Origin of the sequence: Kitasatospora sp. NPDC086791 (assembly GCF_040685975.1) — a bacterium.
Taxonomy (GTDB): domain Bacteria; phylum Actinomycetota; class Actinomycetes; order Streptomycetales; family Streptomycetaceae; genus Kitasatospora.
In genome coordinates, this window is record NZ_JBFBOC010000047.1 from 24787 (window position 1) to 42872 (window position 18086).

An 18086-nucleotide genomic window follows, 5' to 3' on the forward strand; every position below is an offset into this window, starting at 1 on the left:
GTTCACGCGCCGTCTCCGTCCCGGTCGGCCGGGGCAGCCGCCGTGTCGTCCTTCTGCTCCGGCTCGCCCGCCGGCTCCGCGGGCCGGTCGTCGGCCGGCTTCTCGTCGTGGGCCGGCACCGGGTTGTGCCAGGGCGCGTCGGAGGACGCGGGCCGGGCGGGAGCGGGACGCTCCGGCTTGGGCTCGTCGCCGGTCTGGCTGACCGACCCTGCGGAGACCGACCTGGTCCGCCGCGGCCGATCCGCCCGCACCGCGGGCGCCTCCCCGACGGCGGGAGCACCCCCGGCAGCGGGAGCGGCCTCGACGGGAGCAGTCTCGACGGGGGCACCCTCGGCAGGAGCCGGGCCGGGAGCCGCCTGGCTCGCCGAGCCCTCCGACACCGAGCGGGTCCGCCGCGGCCGGTCGGCCCGCACCGGCGCGCCCTCGGCGGCGGCACCACCGGCGGCACCAGCAGCGCCGGTACCAGCGGCCGCCCGGGGCGTGCGCGCAGCCGCGCCCGCCGCCCGCGCACCACGCGCGGGCCGCTCGGCGACCGGCGGCAGGGTGCCCTTGAGCGGCCCCCACTCGTTCGGGTCCGGCACACCGGCCGGCTGCATCTTGCGCCGGGCCGGCCCGCCGCCGTGGTCCGACTCGCCCGGCTCCTTGGCGCCCGGCCAGTCCTTGGCGACCCGGGCCGCGAGCACGAACTCCTTGCGCAGCGGGTGCCCCTCGAAGCCGTCCGGCAGCAGCAGGGTGGCCAGGTAGGGGTGCCCGGGGAAGTCGATGCCGAACATCTCGTGCGTCTCGCGCTCGTGCCAGGCGGCACCGGCGTAGACGGAGACGGCGGTCGGCAGCGCCGCCTGGTCGCGCGGCACCCGGGTGCGCAGCGCGAGGTGCCGGACGCCCGGCGCCTCGACGGCGGCCAGGTGGGCGACCACGGAGAAGCCGTCGGCGAGCTCGTCGACGGCGCTCAGCCAGTCGAAGAAGCCCAGGCCCAGGACGTCCCGGGCGTTGGTGAGCGCCTCGATCCAGTTCTCGGCCGGGACGTCGACGGTGATCAGCCCGTAAGCCTCGGCGCCGGTCGCCCACTCCCCGACCGACGCCGCGCACTGCTCGGCCGTGGTCACGAGACCCCTCCCTCACGCGAAGCCCCGGCCGCGGAACCGGCCCCGGACCCCGCTGCGGAACCCGCCCGGGGCCCCGCCACCAGCGGACGGCGCAGCGCCGCCGCCGGCGCGGTGTAGCGGCCGGGCAGGGACTCCTCGGCGATCTTCTCCTGCAGCTTGAGGATGCCCTGGAGCAGCGCCTCGGGCCGGGGCGGGCAGCCGGGCACGTAGACGTCGACCGGGATGATCTGGTCCACGCCCTTGGTGACCGAGTACGAGTCCCAGTAGGGGCCGCCGGAGTTGGAGCAGGCGCCGAAGGAGATGACGTACTTCGGCTCGGGCATCTGCTCGTAGAGGCGCTTGACGGCGGGCGCCATCTTGTCGGTGACCGTCCCCGAGACGATCATCAGGTCCGCCTGACGGGGACCGGGGGCGAACGGGATGACGCCCATCCGGATGAAGTCGTGTTTGGCCATGGAGGCGGCGATGAACTCGATCGCGCAGCAGGCCAGGCCGAAGTTGAAGCACCAGAGGCTGTAGCGGCGGCCCCAGTTGAGCACCACCTTGACCGGGTCCGGCGCGAGCCGGGCCAGCGGCCCGATGCCGCGGTGTTCGACGGCGCCGGGGCGGGCCGGGTCCGGCAGGCCGAGCGGGACGGGACCGCCCTGGGCGCCGTGCGAGTGGGAGTGCGTCACGTCCATTCCAGAACGCCCTTCTTCCAGGCGTAGAGCAGCCCGACCGCGAGGAAGCCGATGAAGAGGAACATCTCGATCAGCGTTCCGGCGCCGTACCCGGCGGTGGCGAAGACGGTCGCCCACGGGAACAGGTAGATCGCGTCGACCGCGAAGATCACGTACAGGAAGGCGTACACGTAGTACCGGACCTGGGTGTGCGCCCAGTCCTCGCCCACCGGGTCCACGCCGCACTCGTAGGCGAGGAGCTTCTCGGGCGAGTGGACCACCGGCCGCAGCAGTCGGTTGGCGGTGAACGCCACGGTGACGAAGAGCACCCCGACGACGGCCAGCAGGCCCATCGCGGCGTACGCGTCGAAGTAGCCGCCGCCGACCGCCGGGTCGGCCGCGACGGCAGCCGCGTGCTGCCCCTCCATGCCTTCGCCTCCACCTCGGCCGTGAACCCGCCCCTCAAGGCAGTTCTACGACGTTTCCTCGCATGGTCACAACCATGGTCGCAACCATGGCCAATGCGTGAGTCTAAGGGGACGGCTCCGCTCCCCCCGAACCCTGCCCGCTCCGCAAGACGCCCCGTGGACACCCCGGTGGACGCCCGACGGCCGGGACGCCGGGCGGGACGAGGGCGGGACGGCGGCCGGGACGGCGGCCGGGACGGGGTGGGGATAACCCCCGGCCCGGAAGATGTATCACCCCCATGGCACCCGCCGCCCCCGGTTCGGGAAGCTTGGTCCAGCCGCACGATCAAGAGGGACGGTAGATCCGGATGAAGCCGCTGCACCACCGCGCCGTGGACGCCATCAAGGAGCAGGACGCCCGGATCGGGCGCCCGCCGCTGTACGGCGCGCGGATGTGGCGCCAGGCCGGGCACCTGCTGCTGAACCTGCCGCTCGGCATCGCCGGTTTCGTCCTCGCGGTCGTCACGCTCTCGGTCGGCCTGGGGCTGTCCGTCACCGTGGTCGGCCTGCCGCTGCTGGCCGCCGGGCTGGCCGCCCAGCGCGCCCTGGGCACCCAGGGCCGCCGCCGGGCGCGGTCGGCCTACGACTCGACGATCGACGAGCCGGAGCCGGTGCGCCCGCGCCGCCCGGGCGTGGTCGGCTACACCATCGCGCACCTCACCGACCTGCTGAACTGGCGCACGACGCTCTACAACGTGCTGATGCTGCCCTGGGGCATCCTCAGCTTCACCCTGACCGTGGTCTCGGTCCTGGTGCTGTGGCCGGTGCTGCCGTGGATGATCCGCGGGATGGCCGCGATCGACCGGATCCTGGTCGAGGCGCTGCTCTTCCCGGGCGCCCTGGCCGAGCGGGTGCGCGAGCTGGAGGACGACCGCGGCACCGTGGTCGACACCGCCGCCGCGGACCTGCGCCGGATCGAGCGCGACCTGCACGACGGCGCCCAGGCCCGGCTGGTCGCGCTGGCGATGGACCTCGGCATGGCGAAGGAGCGGCTGCGCGAGGTGGAGACCGAGGCGGACATGGCGGCCGCCGCGAAGATGGTCGACAACGCGCACGGCGAGGTGAAGCTGGCCCTGCAGGAGCTGCGCGACCTGGCCCGCGGCATCCACCCCGCGGTGCTCACCGACCGCGGCCTGGACGCCGCGCTGTCCGCGGTCGCGGCCCGCTGCACCGTCCCCGGCGGGGTCAGGGTGAACGTCGACCTGGCCGGCCGGGACGGCGAGCCCGAGCGTCCGGACTCGGCGGTCGAGGGCATCGCCTACTTCACCGTCAGCGAGCTGCTGACCAACGTCTCCAAGCACGCCGGCGCCCGCACCGCCGCGGTCGACGTCTGGCGCTCGGACGACCAGCTGATGGTGCTGGTCCAGGACGACGGCAAGGGCGGCGCGGCGCCCTACCCGGGCAGCGGCCTGGCCGGGCTGGCGGAACGGATCCGCGCGGTGGACGGGGTCTTCCTGGTCGACAGCCCGGAGGGCGGCCCGACCACCGTCACCGTCGAACTGCCCTGGCGCACCCGCGCCGCCCGCCGCTGACCCCCGGACGCGCACGAAGGCGCCGGGCCCCCGTCGAGGCAGTGACGGGGGCCGGGCGCCGGTCCGGTGCGGCGTCCGGTCCGCGGAACCCTTGCACGGCGTGCGGCCCGGCGGCGCCGTACCGGGGCTACGGGGACTGCAGGGTGCCGAGGGTGACCTCGGCGGTCCGGGTGTTGCCGTCCCGGGTGTAGGTGACGGTGGTCTTGCTGCCGGGGGTGAGCGAGGCGAGCGCGGTGGTGAGCGCGTTCAGCGAGTCGACCGGGGTGTCGTCGATCTTGGTGATGACGTCGCCGGGCTGCAGCCCCGCCGTGGCGGCCGGGCCGCCCGGGCTGACCTCCACGATCACCGCGCCGGCCGGCTGGAACTGCTGGTCGAAGCTGGTCCGGGCGGTGATGCCGAGCGCGGCCCGGCCGGAGTTGGTGACCTTGCCCTGCTGGATCAGCTGGTCGGCGATGCTGGTGATGGTGGACGCCGGGATGGCGAAGCCGATGCCGGGGGCGGCCGCGCCGTTGGCCTGCGGCTCGGTGGCGGCGAGCGTGTTGATGCCGATCACCTGGCTGTCCAGGTTGACCAGCGCGCCGCCGCTGTTGCCCGGGTTGATCGCGGCCGAGGTCTGCACCATGTTGCCGATGGTGGCGCCCGGGGAGCCGGCGACCTGGGGCTCGGTGACGGTCCGCCCGGTGGCCGAGACGATGCCCTGGGTGACGCTGCCGGCGAGCCCGAGCGGGCTGCCCATGGCGAGGGTGATCTGACCGAGCTCGACCTTGCCGGAGTCGCCGAAGGTCGCGGGCTTGACGGCGCTCGGCGGGCTGTTCAGCCTGATCACCGCGAGGTCGGATTCGGGGTAGCTGCCGACCAGGCTGGCGTCCAGCGCCTTGGTGCTGTTGGCGAGGGTGACGGTGAACGTGGTCGCGGTGCCGACGACGTGGGCGTTGGTGACGATGTCGCCCTTGTTGTCGTAGACGATCCCGGAGCCGAGGCTGTCGCCGGTGATGATCTGCACCACCGAGGGCAGCACGTCGGCGATCACCTTCTGGTACGCGTCCTGGAGCTGGTTCCCGCTCTGCCCCGGGGCCGAGGCGGCCGGCTTGGAGGTGGCGGCGGACGTACCGGAACGGGCGGCGGAGGTGCCGGAGGCGTGCGCGGACGGCGAGGAGGCGGAGGAGGACGAGCCGCTGCTGCACCCGGAGCCGGCCAGGGCCAGCGCGGCGGCCAGCGGGACAGGCGCGAGCAGCCGCGGGAGCGCCGCCCCGGGCCCGGTCGGCCGGGGGCGGGTGTGTTCCTTCTGACGGCTCACCTGGCTGCCTCCGATTCGTCACCACGCCGCGGGGGCGCGGGCATGAGAGCACGGAAATCTTTGTCAGCATTTCACCGTTTTGTCCGGTTCGCCGACCGGACTCGCCCGCACCACCGGCCGAAGCCGACGACCTAGGATCGGCGCATGACTTGGTTGATCACCGGCGGTGCCGGATACATCGGCGGGCACGTCGTCCGCCAGCTGCTCGACGCCGGTGAGCGGGTCGTCGTCCTGGACGACCTGAGCACCGGCGACGCCGCCCGCCTCCCGGACGGCGTTCCCCTGGTCGAGGGCTCGACCCTGGACCGCGCCGTCCTGGACGCCGCGATCCGCGAGCACGACGTCCGGGGTGTCCTGCACTTCGCCGCCAAGAAGCAGGTCGGTGAGTCGGTCGAGCAGCCGTTCCGGTACTACCGCGAGAACATGATCGGCCTGCAGACCGTCCTGGAGGCCGCCGCCGACGGCTGGGTCAAGCGCTTCCTGTTCTCCTCCTCCGCCGCCGTCTACGGCATGCCGGACGTCGACCTGGTCACCGAGTCCACCCCCTGCGCCCCGATGAGCCCGTACGGCGAGACCAAGCTGGCCGGCGAGTGGCTGGTCGCCGCGGCCGGGAAGGCCCACGGCATGTCCACCGTGGCCCTGCGCTACTTCAACGTGGCCGGCGCCGCCTCCCCCGAGCTCTCCGACGCCGGGGTGTTCAACCTCGTCCCGATGGTCTTCGAGCGGCTCACCGCCGGCCAGGCCCCGCGGATCTTCGGCGGCGACTACCCCACGCCGGACGGCACCTGCGTGCGCGACTTCATCCACGTCTCCGACATCGCCTCGGCGCACGTGGCCGCTGCCGCGCGGCTGGCCGCCGACCCGGCCGGGGCCACCGCGCTGGTGCTCAACATCGGCCGCGGCGAGGGCGTCAGCGTCCAGGAGATGCTGAAGGTGATCGGCGAGGTCACCGGCTACGACACCACCGCCGAGGTCACGCCGCGCCGCCCCGGCGACCCGGCCCGGGTGGTGGCATCCGCCGATCTGATCCACCGCGAGCTGGACTGGAGCGCGCGCCACGGCGTGACCGAGATGGTCGCCTCCGCGTGGGAGGGCTGGTGCGCCCGCCACCCGGGCGCCCGCAAGGCCTGACCGCCCGGTGCGGCGGCGGGACGCAGGCCCCGCCGCCGGCCCGGCTCAGCGGGCGGGCACCGCGGTGCCGTAGAAGGCGTCCAGCGCGTACACGCAGCGGTCCTTGGAGCCGACGAAGACCCGCCCGCCGACCGCCACCGGCGAGCCGGTGAGCTCGCCCTTGGTGCCGAGTTCCCAGCGCAGCTGACCGCTCGCCAGGTCCAGGGTGTGCAGCGAGTGGTCCCGGCTGCCCAGGTGCACCAGCCCGTCGGCCACCGCCGGGGAGCCGACGATCTCGCCGCGCGCCGTGTAGCGCCAGCGCTCCCGGCCGGTCGCCGCCTCGAAGGCGTACAGCACCTCGCCGCTGCCGACCAGCACCATGCCGTCCGCGACCACCACCGGCTCGGCGCCCTGGCGGCTGCCGGTGACCCCGCGCCAGCGGTCCCGGCCGGTGGCCGCGTCCAGTGCGTAGACCGTGCCCAGGTAGTCGGCCACGTAGACCGCGTCGGCGTCCAGGGCGGGCGGGGTGAACAGCACCACCGGGGCCTCGAAGCGCCAGCGCTCGACCCCGCTGGCCGCGTCCAGCGCGTACACCCGGGTGCCGGCCGTGACGTACAGCACGCCGCCGCGCTCGACCGGGTGCGAGGGCACGTCCTCGCCGACCGGGAAGGACCAGCGCAGGCCCGCGCCGCGCGGATCCACGCAGCGCAGCCGCCCGGCGCCGTAGTAGTAGGCGGCGCCGCCCACCAGGACCGGGCCGGACTGCGGGTTCTCGTAGTCCTGCTGGGCGTCGTCGGCTCGCCACAGCTCGGCGCCGTTGGCTGCCGAGCGCAGCTGGACGCCGCCGCCCCGGATGCCGGAGCAGAGCACGCCGTCGGCGGCGGAGAGCGAGTAGACCCAGCCGTCCAGCGAGGTGCGCCAGCGCTCGGTGCCGTCGGCGGCGTCCACGGTGTACAGGTGCGGGCCGTCCGCGGCGTGCACCCGGCCGGCGTCCACCGCGAGCGCCCAGGCGACGTCCCGGGTCTTGTAGCGGCGCTCGCCGGAGCCGATGTCCAGGGCGTGCACCTCGAAGCTGGAGATGAAGAGGGTGCCGTCGGCGACCACCGGGGTGCCCCAGACGTCGTTGGACATCCGGAACCGCCAGGGGCGCCAGCGGGCCGCCGGGGCCGGCTGCGGCAGCGGGGTGGGGTTCGTCCGGCGGACCCAGTCGGTCGTGGCCGGGGCGGTGCTCGGGCCGGGCTGCTCGTGCTCGGCCCGCGGCCCCGGGCCTATCCGCACCGAGGCGCCGGACAGCTGCACCTCGACGGCGCCGCCGCCGGTGGGCGCGCGGTGCTTGTTCGGGGAGGCGATCTTCGCGGTCGGGATCTCGCCCTCGGAGGCCCGGCCGGGCGGCGGCACGGCGTGCACCGGCCCGGCCGGCGGCTGCCCGTGCCGACCGGCGTCGGTGCGCGGGTCGGCGGGCCCGTGGGGCTGCGGCGGGGGCGGGTACGAGGGCTGCTGCGGCGGGGCGGCCGGGCCCTGGGGCGGGCGCGGCGGGGCCGGCTGGCGGCGGCCGCGCTTGCGCTCGATCAGCTCCAGCGCGTTGGCCGGCAGCCAGTCCCCGACCTCGCCGGAGGCGTCGTCCCGGGAGAACAGGTGCGGGGCCAGCTCGGCCTGGATCTGCGCCGGGGTGGGCCGGCGTTCGGCCGCCTGCTGCATGCAGGCCCGGACCAGGTCCATCAGCTCGGGCGGCATGCCGGTCAGGTCCGGCTCCTCGCGCAGCAGCTGGAACACCGTCTCGACCGGGTTGGAGCCGCGGTAGGGCGGGTGCCCCGTGGCGCAGAAGACCATCAGCGAGCCGAGCGAGAAGACGTCGCTGGCGCCCCGGACGGTCCGGCTGTCCCGGGCCTGCTCGGGGGACATGTAGGCAGGGGTGCCGACCGCGACGTTGGTCATGGTGAGCCGGGTGCTGGACACCCCGGCCGCGATGCCGAAGTCGATCACCTTCGGGCCGTCCTCGACCACCAGGACGTTGGAGGGCTTGAGGTCGCGGTGGATCAGCCCGGCCGCGTGGATCGACTGCAGGGCCTCCGCAATGCCGGCGACCAGCCAGCGGGTGGCGTCCACCGGCAGCGGGCCGCAGTCCTCGACCAGGTCCTCCAGCGAGGGCGCCGGGATGTACGCCGTGGCCAGCCAGGGCACCCGGGCGTCCGCGTCGGCGTCCACCACCGCCGCCGTGTAGAAGCCGCCGACCGTCTTGGCGGCCGCGATCTCCCGCGCGAAGCGGACCCGGAACAGCTCGTCCTCGGCCAGCTCCCCCCGGACGGTCTTGATGGCCACCCGTCGCCCGGACGCGGACCGCGCCAGGTAGACCAGCCCCATCCCACCCGCGCCGAGCCGCCCCAGCACCTCGAAGGGCCCGATCCGCCTCGGATCGTGCGCCGTCAGCTGGTCCACTCCGCTGCCACCTCCCCGTTGTCCGCACCCGCCGCGTGGTGCCGGACCCGATTCTCCAATGCCGCCCGGCGCATCTCCAACCTCCCCCGCCCGGAGAACGCCGCGGGCCGCCCGGAGGCCACCACCGGACCGCTCCCAGGTCAGCGGGAACGGAACGGCCGGATTCTGACGTCGGCTCCGGCTCCGGCTTGCGCCCGCGCCCCCGAACCGTCCACTTCGGGATGGTTCCGAACCCGCCGCAAGTCGTCACGCTCTGTCACCCGATCACCCCTCAGCGGACTCGCCGTCACGCTGTGAGGTCAAAAGCACACGGGGGGGCTTCAACAGGGGGCTTCGGGGCCGGGTGAATATCCGTCCGAAGCGGTTGATGCCGCTATACCAACCCCCGTGCGGAGTAATAGTCGCATCACCGAATCGCGCCAAGATCGTGCCACGGTAAGCTGACGGCATGACAGGACAAGTTCGCACCGTCGACGGTCGCGTCGCCGGGCGACGCGGACAGGAGACGCGGCAGAAGCTGCTCGACTGCCTCCGCGAGATGCTCAGCACGTCGCCCTATCGGGACGTCAAGGTCATCGACGTCGCCCGTATGGCGGGTACCTCCCCCGCGACCTTCTACCAGTACTTCCCGGATGTCGAGGGCGCAGTCCTCGAAATCGCCGAGGAAATGGCCAAGGACGCCGACACCCTCAAAGAGCTGGTGGCCGGAAAGTCCTGGGCAGGGAAGTCCGGACCGACCACTTCGGAAGAACTGGTCGACGGATTCCTTGCCTTCTGGCGCAAGAACGACGCCATTCTCCGAGTGGTCACGCTCGGTGCCGCCGAAGGGGACAAGCGGTTCTTCAAGATCCGCATGACGGTCCTCAACGCGGTCGCCAAACCACTCGCGGAGGCCGTCAAGGAACTCCAGGCGAAGGGTCAGGCCGACAAGTCGCTCGACCCGAACGCCGTGGCCGGGGCCCTGGTCTCGCTGCTCGCTTCGGCGGCCGAGCACCAGAAGGCCTTCACTTCCTGGGGCGTCAAGGTCAAGGACCTCAAGCCCAACCTCGCTCCCCTGGTGTACCTGGGCGTCACCGGCAAGAAGCCGCCCAAGTAGACCGACCCCATCCCACCATCCGCTCCGCGCGCCGCCCCGGCCTCCTGTCCGGGGACCGACGGACGGCGGCCGTGTCCTCGGGGGAGGTCCGCCGACGTACCGCAAGCGCGCCAGACATGCCGGTGGGCGGGCACCCCTCATAGGGGCGCCCGCCCACCGGCATTCGTCGTTCGCGGAGCCTTCCGGGCCCGGGCCGGGGCTGGGCTACGGGCAGCGCACGACCTGGCCGGCGTACGCCAGGCCGCCGCCGAAGCCGAAGAGCAGCACCGGGTCGCCGGGCGAGAGCTCGCCGCGCTCGACCAGCTTGGAGAAGGCGAGCGGGATGGAGGCGGCCGAGGTGTTGCCGGAGTCGACCACGTCCCGGGCCACCACCGCGTCGCCCAGGCCGAGCTTGCGGGCGATCGCGTCGATGATCCGCAGGTTGGCCTGGTGCGGGACGAAGCCCTTCAGCTCGGCCGGGTCGATGCCGGCCCGCTCGCAGGCCTGCCGGGCGAGCGGGGCGAGCTGGGTGGTGGCCCAGCGGAACACCGACTGGCCCTGCTGGCTGATCACCGGGTCCCAGCCGGTGATCACCACGGCGTCGCCCTTCTCCGGCTCGGAGCCCCAGACCACCGGCCCGATGCCGGGCTCGGCGCCCTCCTCCTGGGCCTCGACCACCGCGGCGCCCGCGCCGTCGCCGAAGATCACGCAGGTGGAGCGGTCGGTCCAGTCGAGGGTGTCGGACATCCGCTCGGCGCCGATCACCAGCGCACGGCGGGCCGCGCCGGCCCGGATCGCGTGGTCGGCGGTGGCCAGGGCGTACGAGAAGCCGGAGCAGACCGTGTTGATGTCGTACGCGGCGGGCGAGCGCACGCCCAGCCGGGCGGCCACCGCGGCGGCGGTGTTGGGGCTGCGCTCGATCGCGGTGCAGGTGGCGACCACGACGAGGTCGATCTCCTCCGCCGTCCGGCCGCTGTTGGCGAGCGCCTTCTGCGCGGCCTCGGTGGCGAGGTCGACCAGGGTCTCGCCCTCGGCGATGTGCCGGGTACGGATGCCCACCCGGCTGCGGATCCATTCGTCGTCGGTGTCGACGAGCGCCGCCAGGTCGTCGTTGCTGAGGACCTTGGGGGGCTGGTAGTGCCCGAGTGCCACAATGCGCGAACCGCTCATACTGCCATGGAACCGGGTTACCCACTGGTCAGCCGGGCATGACCGGTGACAGGATCCGCCCTCATGATCTGTAGGGGATCGACAACGGCCGTTGGGGGGCCTGGGTCGCGTGTATGCCGAGGTCAGGTGGCCAGCGTGGCTGTGTCGCCCATCACGATGACCGGGTGGGCGGCCGGGTCCAGGGTGCGGATCAGCAGGGCCATCTTGTCCTCGGGGATCGACACGCAGCCGTGGGTGGGCCCGTCGTGGTCCACGTGGAGCCAGATGCCGCCGCCCTTCTTGGCGCCCATCGGGCGGCGCGCGTCGAGCGGGGAGTTGCCGGCGACGCGGTTGTAGTTGACCGCGACCACGTAGTCGAAGGAGCCGGCCAGCTGGTCGCCGAAGAAGCCCGTGCCGGAGACCACGAAGCTGGGGTCCTTGTCGTACGGGAGCTTGCTGCCCGGGTCGGCCAGCCGGCCGCCCGCGTCGGTGAGGCCGAAGACGCCGATCGGGCTGCGCAGGTCGCCCTCGTTGTGGTCGGCGGTCCAGCCGTTCTTGCCGTTGTGGCCCTGCCAGGTCTCGCCGGCCAGCCAGCGGCCCTCGGGCGTGCGGGTCCAGAGCACGACGGTGTTCTTGTCGGTGTTCTTGTCCGCGCCGGAGGCGACCACGACCTGGGTGGTCTCGGCGGGGATCTTCGCGGTGAAGGAGGCACCGAGGCCGGGTATCGCGGCCACCGAGGCGTCCTGGCGGGCCTCGCCGCGGGCGGCGGCCGGGGCGGCGGCCTGCCGGTCGGCGGCGGCCTGGACGGCCGCGGGGGCCGGGGCGGGCTGGTCGGGCTTGCTGACGCCGTCCGGGCCGGGGCCGTCGGCAGCCGTGAGGCCGGGCTTGGCCTCGTCCTGGCCGACGGTGTACCAGCCGGCGGTGGCCGCGACCAGCAGGGCGGTGCCGGCCATCACGGCCTTGCCGTGACGTTTCTGCTTCACCTTGCGCCGCCGACCCCGGGCAGCCGCCCGGCCGCCCTCGACGGGAGCGGCGGGCACGACGGGGGCGAGCGGCGCGAACGGCTCGGGGGCCGGCGCGTAGCCGGCCTGGTCCTGGGCGGCCGGTTCGTGGGCGGCGGGCTGGTAGCCGTAGGCCTCGGAGTAGCCGTCAGGAAGCTGCTCGTAGGGCTGCTCGAACGACTCGGTGTACGACTGCTCGGCGTACGGCTGCCCGGTGTACAGCTGCTCCTGCGGCTCGGCGTACGGCTGTTCGTACGACTGCTCGTACGGCTGGTACACCCCGTCGCCGTACTCCTGCCCGGCGGGCTCCCGGTACGGCTCGTACGTGCCGTACGGCGCCTCGTGCGGCTGCTGCGGCACCCCGTACACCGGTTCCTGCGTCGGCTCGTACGGCGGGTACTCGGTGGCGCGATGAGAACCGGACATGCCGTCGATCCTGCCAAACGCCATACCCGTTGGTAAACCCGGGTGGCGTGCGGAGGCCGTGAAGACACCGCCGCCCGGACCGCGGTGCGGCCCGGGCGGCGGGGAAGTGCGCAGGTCGGAGGGCAGGTCAGAGGCGCATCGCCTGCGGGGACTCACGGCGCATCGGGTCCGGGCCCTCGTACTCGCGGATGACCTCGTAGCGGGTGTTGCGCTCGACCGGCCGGAAGCCGGCGTCGCGGATCAGGCCGAGCAGGTCGTCGCGGCCGAGCTTGTTCGGGGTGCCGAAGTTGTCCGCGTCGTGGGTGATCTTGTACTCGACCACCGAGCCGTCCATGTCGTCCGCGCCGTGGCTGAGCGCCAGCTGGGCGGTGGCGACGCCGTGCATCACCCAGAAGACCTTGACGTGCGGGACGTTGTCGAAGAGCAGCCGGGAGACCGCGAAGGTCTTCAGCGCCTCGGCGCCGGTGGCCATCTCGGTACGGGCCATCAGCTTGTTGCGCACGACGCCGTCCTTGGAGTCGTGGAAGTCGTGCTGGTAGCGCAGCGGGATGAAGACCTGGAAGCCGCCGGTCTCGTCCTGCAGCTCGCGCAGCCGCAGCACGTGGTCCACCCGGTGGCGGGGCTCCTCGATGTGGCCGTACAGCATGGTGGCCGGCGTCTTGAGGCCCTTCCGGTGCGCCAGGCGGTGGATCCGCGACCAGTCCTCCCAGTGGGTGTCGTGGTCGACGATGTGCTGGCGGACCTCCCAGTCGAAGATCTCCGCGCCGCCGCCGGTCAGCGACTCCAGGCCGGCGTCGATCAGCTCGTCCAGGATCTCGTCGGCGGGCAGGCCGCTGATCTTCTCGAACCAGTGGATCTCGGTGGCGGTGAAGGCCTTCAGCGAGACGTTGGGCAGCGCCGCCTTCAGCTCCCGCAGCGAGCGCGGGTAGTAGCGCCACGGCAGGGTCGGGTGCAGACCGTTGACGATGTGCAGCTCGGTGAGGGACTCGACCTCCATCGCCTTGGCCAGCCGGACGGCCTCCTCGATGCGCATCGTGTAGGCGTCCTTCTCGCCCGGCTTGCGCTGGAACGAGCAGTACGCGCAGGAGGCGCTGCACACGTTGGTCATGTTGAGGTGGCGGTTGACGTTGAAGTGGACGACGTCGCCGTTCTTCCTCGTCCGCACGTGGTGGGCCAGCCCGCCCAGCCAGGCCAGGTCGTCGCTCTCGTAGAGCGCGATCCCGTCCTCGCGGGTCAGCCGCTCACCCGCGTAGACCTTCGCCTCCAGCTCGCGCTTGAGCCCTGCGTCCATGCGGTGCCCCGCCTCCTCCGACATTCGATTCGTTGCCGGAACGAGCGTACGCCTATGCCGAGAGCAGCTCGGCGAGCAGTGCGGGTTCGATGTTCCCGCCGCTGACCACGGCCGCCACCGACTGGCCCCCGGTCTCGGCGGCCCGGTGGAAGTACGCGGCCGGTGCGACCGCCCCGGACGGCTCGGCGACCAGCCGGCCGCGGCGGGCCAGCAGGGCCACGGTGGCGCGGATCTCGTCCTCGGTGACGGTGACGATGTCGTCCACGTAGGCGGTGATGTGCTCGTACGGCAGCACGCCGACCGACGGGGTGCGCAGACCGTCCGCGATGGTGCGGTAGGTGTCGGCGACCGGCCAGGCGAGCCGGCGGCCGGCCCGCAGGCTGGCCCGCGCGTCGGCGGCCAGCTCGGGCTCCACGCCGACCACCCGGATGCCCGGGCGGGTGAGCTTGAGCGCGGCCGCCGTGCCGCCGATCAGGCCGCCGCCGCTGACCGGCACCAGGACGGTGTCCAGCCCGGCCGGGGCGTCCTCGGCGATCTCCAGGCCGACCGTGCCCTGGCCCGCGATGATGAACGGGTCGTCGTACGGCGGCACCCAGACGTAGCCGTGCCGCTCGGCCAGCTCGCCCGGCAGGGTGTCCCGCTCCTCCGGCGGCACCAGGACCACCTCGGCGCCGAACGCCCGGGTGGCCTCCACCTTCACCGCCGGCGAGGTGTCCGGCATCACGATCACGGCCTTGATGCCGAGCAGCCCGGCCGCGTACGCCACCGCCTGCGCGTGGTTGCCGCTGGACTGGGCGACCACGCCGCGCGCCCGCTCGTCCGCGGTGAGCGCGGCCAGCCGGTTGTAGGCGCCGCGGGTCTTGAAGGCCCCGGTCGGCTGGAGGTTCTCGGGCTTCAGCCAGAGCCTGCGCTCCCCCTCGGCCGCCCAGGGGGCGGGAACCAGCGGGGTGCGCACGGCGACCCCCGCGATCCGCTGCCGAGCGGAGCGCAGCTCCTCCAGACCGACCAGCGCCATGCGTCACTCTCCTACAGGAGGAAGCTCACTCACCCGGTTCTCCCACTTCGTGGAGAGTACGACGGTGGTGCGGGTCCGGGCCACGCCCTTGGTGCCCGAGATCCGTTTCACCACCGACTCCAGGCCGGCCACGTCGGCCACCCGGACCTTGAGCATGTAGGAGTCGTCACCCGCGATGAACCAGCAGTCCTCGACCTCGTTGAGGTCCTTGAGCCGGAACGCGACGTCCTCGTGGTCCGCCGCGTCCGTGAGCTGGAGGCCGATCAGGGCCGTGACGCCGAAACCGAGCGAGGCCGGGTTGACCGTCGCGCGGTACCCCGTGATCACGCCGGCCTGCTCCAGGCGGTTGATGCGGTCCGTGACGCTCGGGCCGGAGAGTCCGACCAGCCGGCCCAGCTCGGCGTAGGACGCACGGCCGTTCTCCCGGAGCGCCTGGATGAGCTGTCTGTCCACCGTGTCCATATACCGTCCGCGTCCTTCCGAACCTCTCCAGACCCACAGATCATTATCCGGATTCAAAGGCGCTGTGCGCCAACCGACCCGGATATCGCAGAGAAGATACTCTCCCGCCCTCGGTCTCCTTACTCCCCCTCAGCCGGAGCGCCGCCGTTCCGGTCGGCTCGGCGGGCGGCCGCTCCCAACTCCCCTTCCCAGCGCAGGTACAGGGAATGCGGTACGCCTGCGGCGTCGAGGACCCGCCCGGCCACGAAATCCACGAGTTCGCGCACGGTGGAGCCGCCGGCGTAGAAACCGGGCGAAGCGGGCAGGACGACCGCGCCCTGCGCGTCGAGTTCCACCAGGTGCTTCAACGTCACCCCGTTGAGTGGCGTCTCGCGCACGCACACGACCAGCGGGCGGCGCTCCTTCAGGGTGACACTGGCGACCCGCTGCAGCAGGTCCTTGCTCAGGCCCAGCGCGATCCCGGCCACCGCGCCGGTGGTCGCGGGCACCACCAGCATGCCCTTGGCGGGGTAGGAGCCGCTGGACGGGCCGGCCGCGAAGTCCCCGGCGGGCCAGTAGCGGACGTCGTCCAGGCCGTCCGCGGGGCCCTCCACGCCCAGCCAGGCGGCCAGGTCGGCGCGCCAGTGGGCGTCCCGGAAGGCGATGCCGGTCTCGTCCAGGATGGTCAGCCGGGCGGCCCGGCTGACGATCAGGTCCACCGCCTCACCGGCCGCCAGCAGCCCCCGGATCACCGAGGCCGCGTACGGCGTCCCCGACGCACCCGAGACCCCGACCACCCACGGCTGACGCTTCGCATTTCCCATGGGCCATTTCTATCCGGCTTCACCGGGCGGAGCCCCATCGGCGGTCGCCCCTGGAAGGATGGACGCATGGCAGCGACCCTCGTCGACCTCACCCATCAGGTGACCACCGCGATGCCGGTCTACCCCGGCGATCCGGCCGTCCTGCTGGAGCCCGCGCTCACCACCGCGACCGCCGGGGTGAACGTGCTGGCCCTGCACCTCGGCTCGCAGTCCGGGACGCACGTGGACGCGCCGTACCACGTGGACGTCACCTGGCCGACCCTGGACGGGCTGCCGCTGGAGCGGTTCACCGGGCCGGCCGTGCTCGCCGACCTGCGCGGGCTGGAGCCCCGGGCGGCCGTCACCCCGGAGTCGCTGGCGCCCGCGCTGGCGCGGGTCGCGGACTCCGGCGAGGGCACCGTCCTGCTGCTGGCCACCGGCTGGACCCGGCACTGGGGCACCGACACCTACCTCGCCCACCCCAGCCTGACCCCGGACGCCGCCGAGGCGATCGTGGCCTCCGGCGTGCGGACGGTCGGGGTGGACGCGCTCAGCGTCGACCCGACGCCCGACCCGGGCCCGGGCGACCCCGCGGTGGCCGCGCTGCTCGCCGACCTCACCGACGAGCACGACCACGGCACCGCCGCCGAGCCGTCGCTCGCCGCGCACCGGGTGCTGCTGGGGGCGCCGGGCGGCGGGGTGATCGCCGAGAACCTGACCGACCTGCGGGCGCTGCTGGCGGCGCAGGAGGCCGGCCGGCCGGTGGAGGTCTCGCTCTTCCCGCTGCGGCTGGTCGCGGCGGACGGCGCCCCGGTGCGGGCGGTGGCCCGGCTGGGCTGAACCCACGCCGATCGCCGCCGCCGGTAAGCCACTTGATCCGGACACTTGGTCTAGACCATCCTCGGTGGCGCCAGTACGCTGTCCGCCCATGGCTGAGATCATCGGAGTGATCGAGCGACTCTGGCGCTACCCCGTGAAGTCCACCGGCGGCGAGCGGCTCGACTCCGTCGAGGTGGACGGTCGCGGCCTGGCCGGCGACCGCCTCTACGCCGTCCGCGACGCGGCCGGGAAGCTCGGCTCCGGCAAGAACACCCGCCGCTTCCGCCGGATGGACGGCCTGCTCCGCCTCTCCGCCCGCCTCGGCCACCGGATCGACGGCCCCGAGCTGCTCGACCCGCTCGGCCGCCCGGTCGACCGGCCGACCGCCTTCCTGCGCGCCTACCTCCAGCGCGAGGACGTCGAACTCGCCCGCGAGGACGCCGTCCCGCACTTCGACCGGCTGCCGGTCAGCCTGCTCACCACCGCCACCCTCGACTGGGTCCGCGAGACCGTCCCCTTCGCGCTGGTCGACGAGCGCCGGTTCCGGCCGAACATCGTGCTGCGCACCCCGCCCGGCACCCCGCCGTTCGTCGAGGACGCCTGGTTCGGCCGCCGGGCCCGCGGCGAGGCCCCGGACAGCGCCCGCCTGGCCTTCGTCACCTCCAGCGAACGCTGCGCGATGACCGGCGCCCCACAGCCGGGACTCCCGCACGCCCCGGAGATCCTCAAGGCCCTCGTCCACGCCCACGACGGCCGCCTCGACGCCCTCGCCGAAGTCGCCGCCCCGGGCCGCCTCCGAGTCGGCGACCGCCTGTCGCTCGACTGACATCCGGGGTGATCCCGGCCCGTCGGAGTCTGAAATTCACTCGTGCGGGTGAACGTCGCGGCGGGGAGCGGAGGGCCGCGGGAGGCCCCTCGGCAAGACTGACGATCAGTCGGTTCCGATGCCGAGCCGCTGGAGGCCGCCATGTCCGCGATCCCGACGAACCTCACGTACACCAGGGACCACGAGTGGGTGGAGACCACCGGAAAGGACCGGGCCCGCATCGGCATCACCGACTACGCGCAGAAGCAGCTCGGCGACATCGTCTTCGTCGAACGCCCTTCGGTGGGAGCGACATTCGAGATGGGCAAGGCGTTCGGCACGGTCGAGTCGGTCAAGTCGGTGAGCGAGCTCTACGTGCCGGTCTCCGGGACGGTCACCGCCGTGAACGAGGAGCTGGACAGCGAAGCCGAACTGGTCAACTCGGATCCCTACGGGGACGGCTGGATCATCGAGCTCACGCTCACCAGGCCTGCGGAGCTGAACGAGCTGCTCACGGCCGCGCAGTACAAGGGCTACCTCGCGGAGTAGCCGGCCCGGGTGCGGGGGGGGGGGGGGCGGGCCCCCCCCCCCCCCCCGCCCCCCGGGGGGGGGGGGGGGCCCCCCCCCCCCCCCCCCCCCCCCCCGGGCGCCCGC

17 protein-coding genes are annotated in these 18086 nt (G+C 73.5%); 6 read left to right on the top strand and 11 right to left on the bottom strand.

The features are described from left to right. Positions 1–2: 2 nt before the first annotated feature. From AB0Q99_RS32635 to AB0Q99_RS32645, 3 genes are read right to left on the bottom strand one after another with little or no spacing between them, the layout of a single operon-like run. Positions 3–1106: an NADH-quinone oxidoreductase subunit C gene (locus AB0Q99_RS32635; protein WP_363577587.1), complete on the bottom strand. Its 1104-nt coding sequence runs from the start codon at positions 1104–1106 to the stop codon at positions 3–5. After that, positions 1103–1786 (bottom strand): NADH-quinone oxidoreductase subunit B family protein, encoded by a 684-nt coding sequence (locus tag AB0Q99_RS32640; protein ID WP_363577589.1) that lies wholly within the window; start codon positions 1784–1786, stop codon positions 1103–1105. The genes AB0Q99_RS32635 and AB0Q99_RS32640 overlap by 4 nt, the downstream gene beginning before the upstream one ends. After that, positions 1777–2193 (bottom strand): NADH-quinone oxidoreductase subunit A, encoded by a 417-nt coding sequence (locus tag AB0Q99_RS32645; protein ID WP_363577591.1) that lies wholly within the window; start codon positions 2191–2193, stop codon positions 1777–1779. Before AB0Q99_RS32645 ends, AB0Q99_RS32640 begins: the two co-directional genes overlap by 10 nt. Before the next feature lie 431 nt (positions 2194–2624). On the opposite strand from AB0Q99_RS32645, the gene AB0Q99_RS32650 reads away from it, so the two are divergent. Then, a complete protein-coding gene (locus AB0Q99_RS32650) occupies positions 2625–3764 on the top strand; it encodes a sensor domain-containing protein (protein ID WP_363577619.1) in 1140 nt (379 codons plus the stop codon). A gap of 127 nt (positions 3765–3891) precedes the next feature. Here AB0Q99_RS32650 and AB0Q99_RS32655 read toward each other — a convergent pair whose 3' ends face one another. Next, a complete protein-coding gene (locus AB0Q99_RS32655) occupies positions 3892–5061 on the bottom strand; it encodes a trypsin-like peptidase domain-containing protein (protein ID WP_363577593.1) in 1170 nt (389 codons plus the stop codon). A gap of 144 nt (positions 5062–5205) precedes the next feature. Between AB0Q99_RS32655 and galE the strand changes: the two genes are divergently transcribed. Beyond that, positions 5206–6192, top strand: a complete 987-nt coding sequence (galE, locus tag AB0Q99_RS32660; protein ID WP_363577595.1) for a UDP-glucose 4-epimerase GalE — start codon at positions 5206–5208, stop codon at positions 6190–6192. A 45-nt stretch (positions 6193–6237) separates the two neighbouring features. On the opposite strand, the gene AB0Q99_RS32665 is transcribed toward galE, so the two are convergent. Then, positions 6238–8607, bottom strand: coding sequence for a PQQ-binding-like beta-propeller repeat protein (locus tag AB0Q99_RS32665; protein WP_363577597.1), 2370 nt, complete (start codon positions 8605–8607; stop codon positions 6238–6240). Between the two features lie 448 nt (positions 8608–9055). On the opposite strand from AB0Q99_RS32665, the gene AB0Q99_RS32670 reads away from it, so the two are divergent. Next, positions 9056–9703, top strand: coding sequence for a TetR family transcriptional regulator (locus AB0Q99_RS32670; RefSeq protein WP_030055725.1), 648 nt, complete (start codon positions 9056–9058; stop codon positions 9701–9703). Between the two features lie 204 nt (positions 9704–9907). On the opposite strand, the gene AB0Q99_RS32675 is transcribed toward AB0Q99_RS32670, so the two are convergent. From AB0Q99_RS32675 to AB0Q99_RS32700, 6 genes are all read right to left on the bottom strand, one after another. Beyond that, positions 9908–10852 carry a beta-ketoacyl-ACP synthase III gene (locus AB0Q99_RS32675; protein ID WP_363577599.1) on the bottom strand — a complete coding sequence of 315 codons (945 nt, stop codon included), beginning with the start codon at positions 10850–10852 and terminating at the stop codon, positions 9908–9910. 122 nt (positions 10853–10974) lie between these two features. Beyond that, positions 10975–12258, bottom strand: a complete 1284-nt coding sequence (locus tag AB0Q99_RS32680; protein ID WP_363577600.1) for a hypothetical protein — start codon at positions 12256–12258, stop codon at positions 10975–10977. Between the two features lie 127 nt (positions 12259–12385). Then, positions 12386–13549 (bottom strand): aminofutalosine synthase MqnE, encoded by a 1164-nt coding sequence (gene mqnE / locus AB0Q99_RS32685; RefSeq protein WP_363577602.1) that lies wholly within the window; start codon positions 13547–13549, stop codon positions 12386–12388. Positions 13550–13601: 52 nt separating this feature from the next. After that, positions 13602–14564 carry a threonine/serine dehydratase gene (locus AB0Q99_RS32690; RefSeq protein ID WP_363577604.1) on the bottom strand — a complete coding sequence of 321 codons (963 nt, stop codon included), beginning with the start codon at positions 14562–14564 and terminating at the stop codon, positions 13602–13604. Positions 14565–14567: 3 nt separating this feature from the next. Continuing rightward, complete coding sequence (locus AB0Q99_RS32695; protein ID WP_030055719.1) at positions 14568–15026, bottom strand: Lrp/AsnC family transcriptional regulator; 459 nt, start codon at positions 15024–15026, stop codon at positions 14568–14570. 119 nt (positions 15027–15145) lie between these two features. Beyond that, positions 15146–15829: a UbiX family flavin prenyltransferase gene (locus tag AB0Q99_RS32700; protein ID WP_363577606.1), complete on the bottom strand. Its 684-nt coding sequence runs from the start codon at positions 15827–15829 to the stop codon at positions 15146–15148. 66 nt (positions 15830–15895) lie between these two features. Here AB0Q99_RS32700 and AB0Q99_RS32705 point away from each other — a divergent pair, with 66 nt between their 5' ends. From AB0Q99_RS32705 to gcvH, 3 genes are all read left to right on the top strand, one after another. Beyond that, entirely contained in the window at positions 15896–16648 is a 753-nt protein-coding gene (locus AB0Q99_RS32705) for a cyclase family protein (protein ID WP_363577608.1), read from the top strand. Between the two features lie 88 nt (positions 16649–16736). Beyond that, entirely contained in the window at positions 16737–17453 is a 717-nt protein-coding gene (locus tag AB0Q99_RS32710; protein WP_363577610.1) for an MOSC N-terminal beta barrel domain-containing protein, read from the top strand. Between the two features lie 141 nt (positions 17454–17594). Beyond that, a complete protein-coding gene (gcvH, locus tag AB0Q99_RS32715) occupies positions 17595–17981 on the top strand; it encodes a glycine cleavage system protein GcvH (RefSeq protein WP_363577612.1) in 387 nt (128 codons plus the stop codon). The last annotated feature ends 105 nt before the right edge of the window (positions 17982–18086 follow it).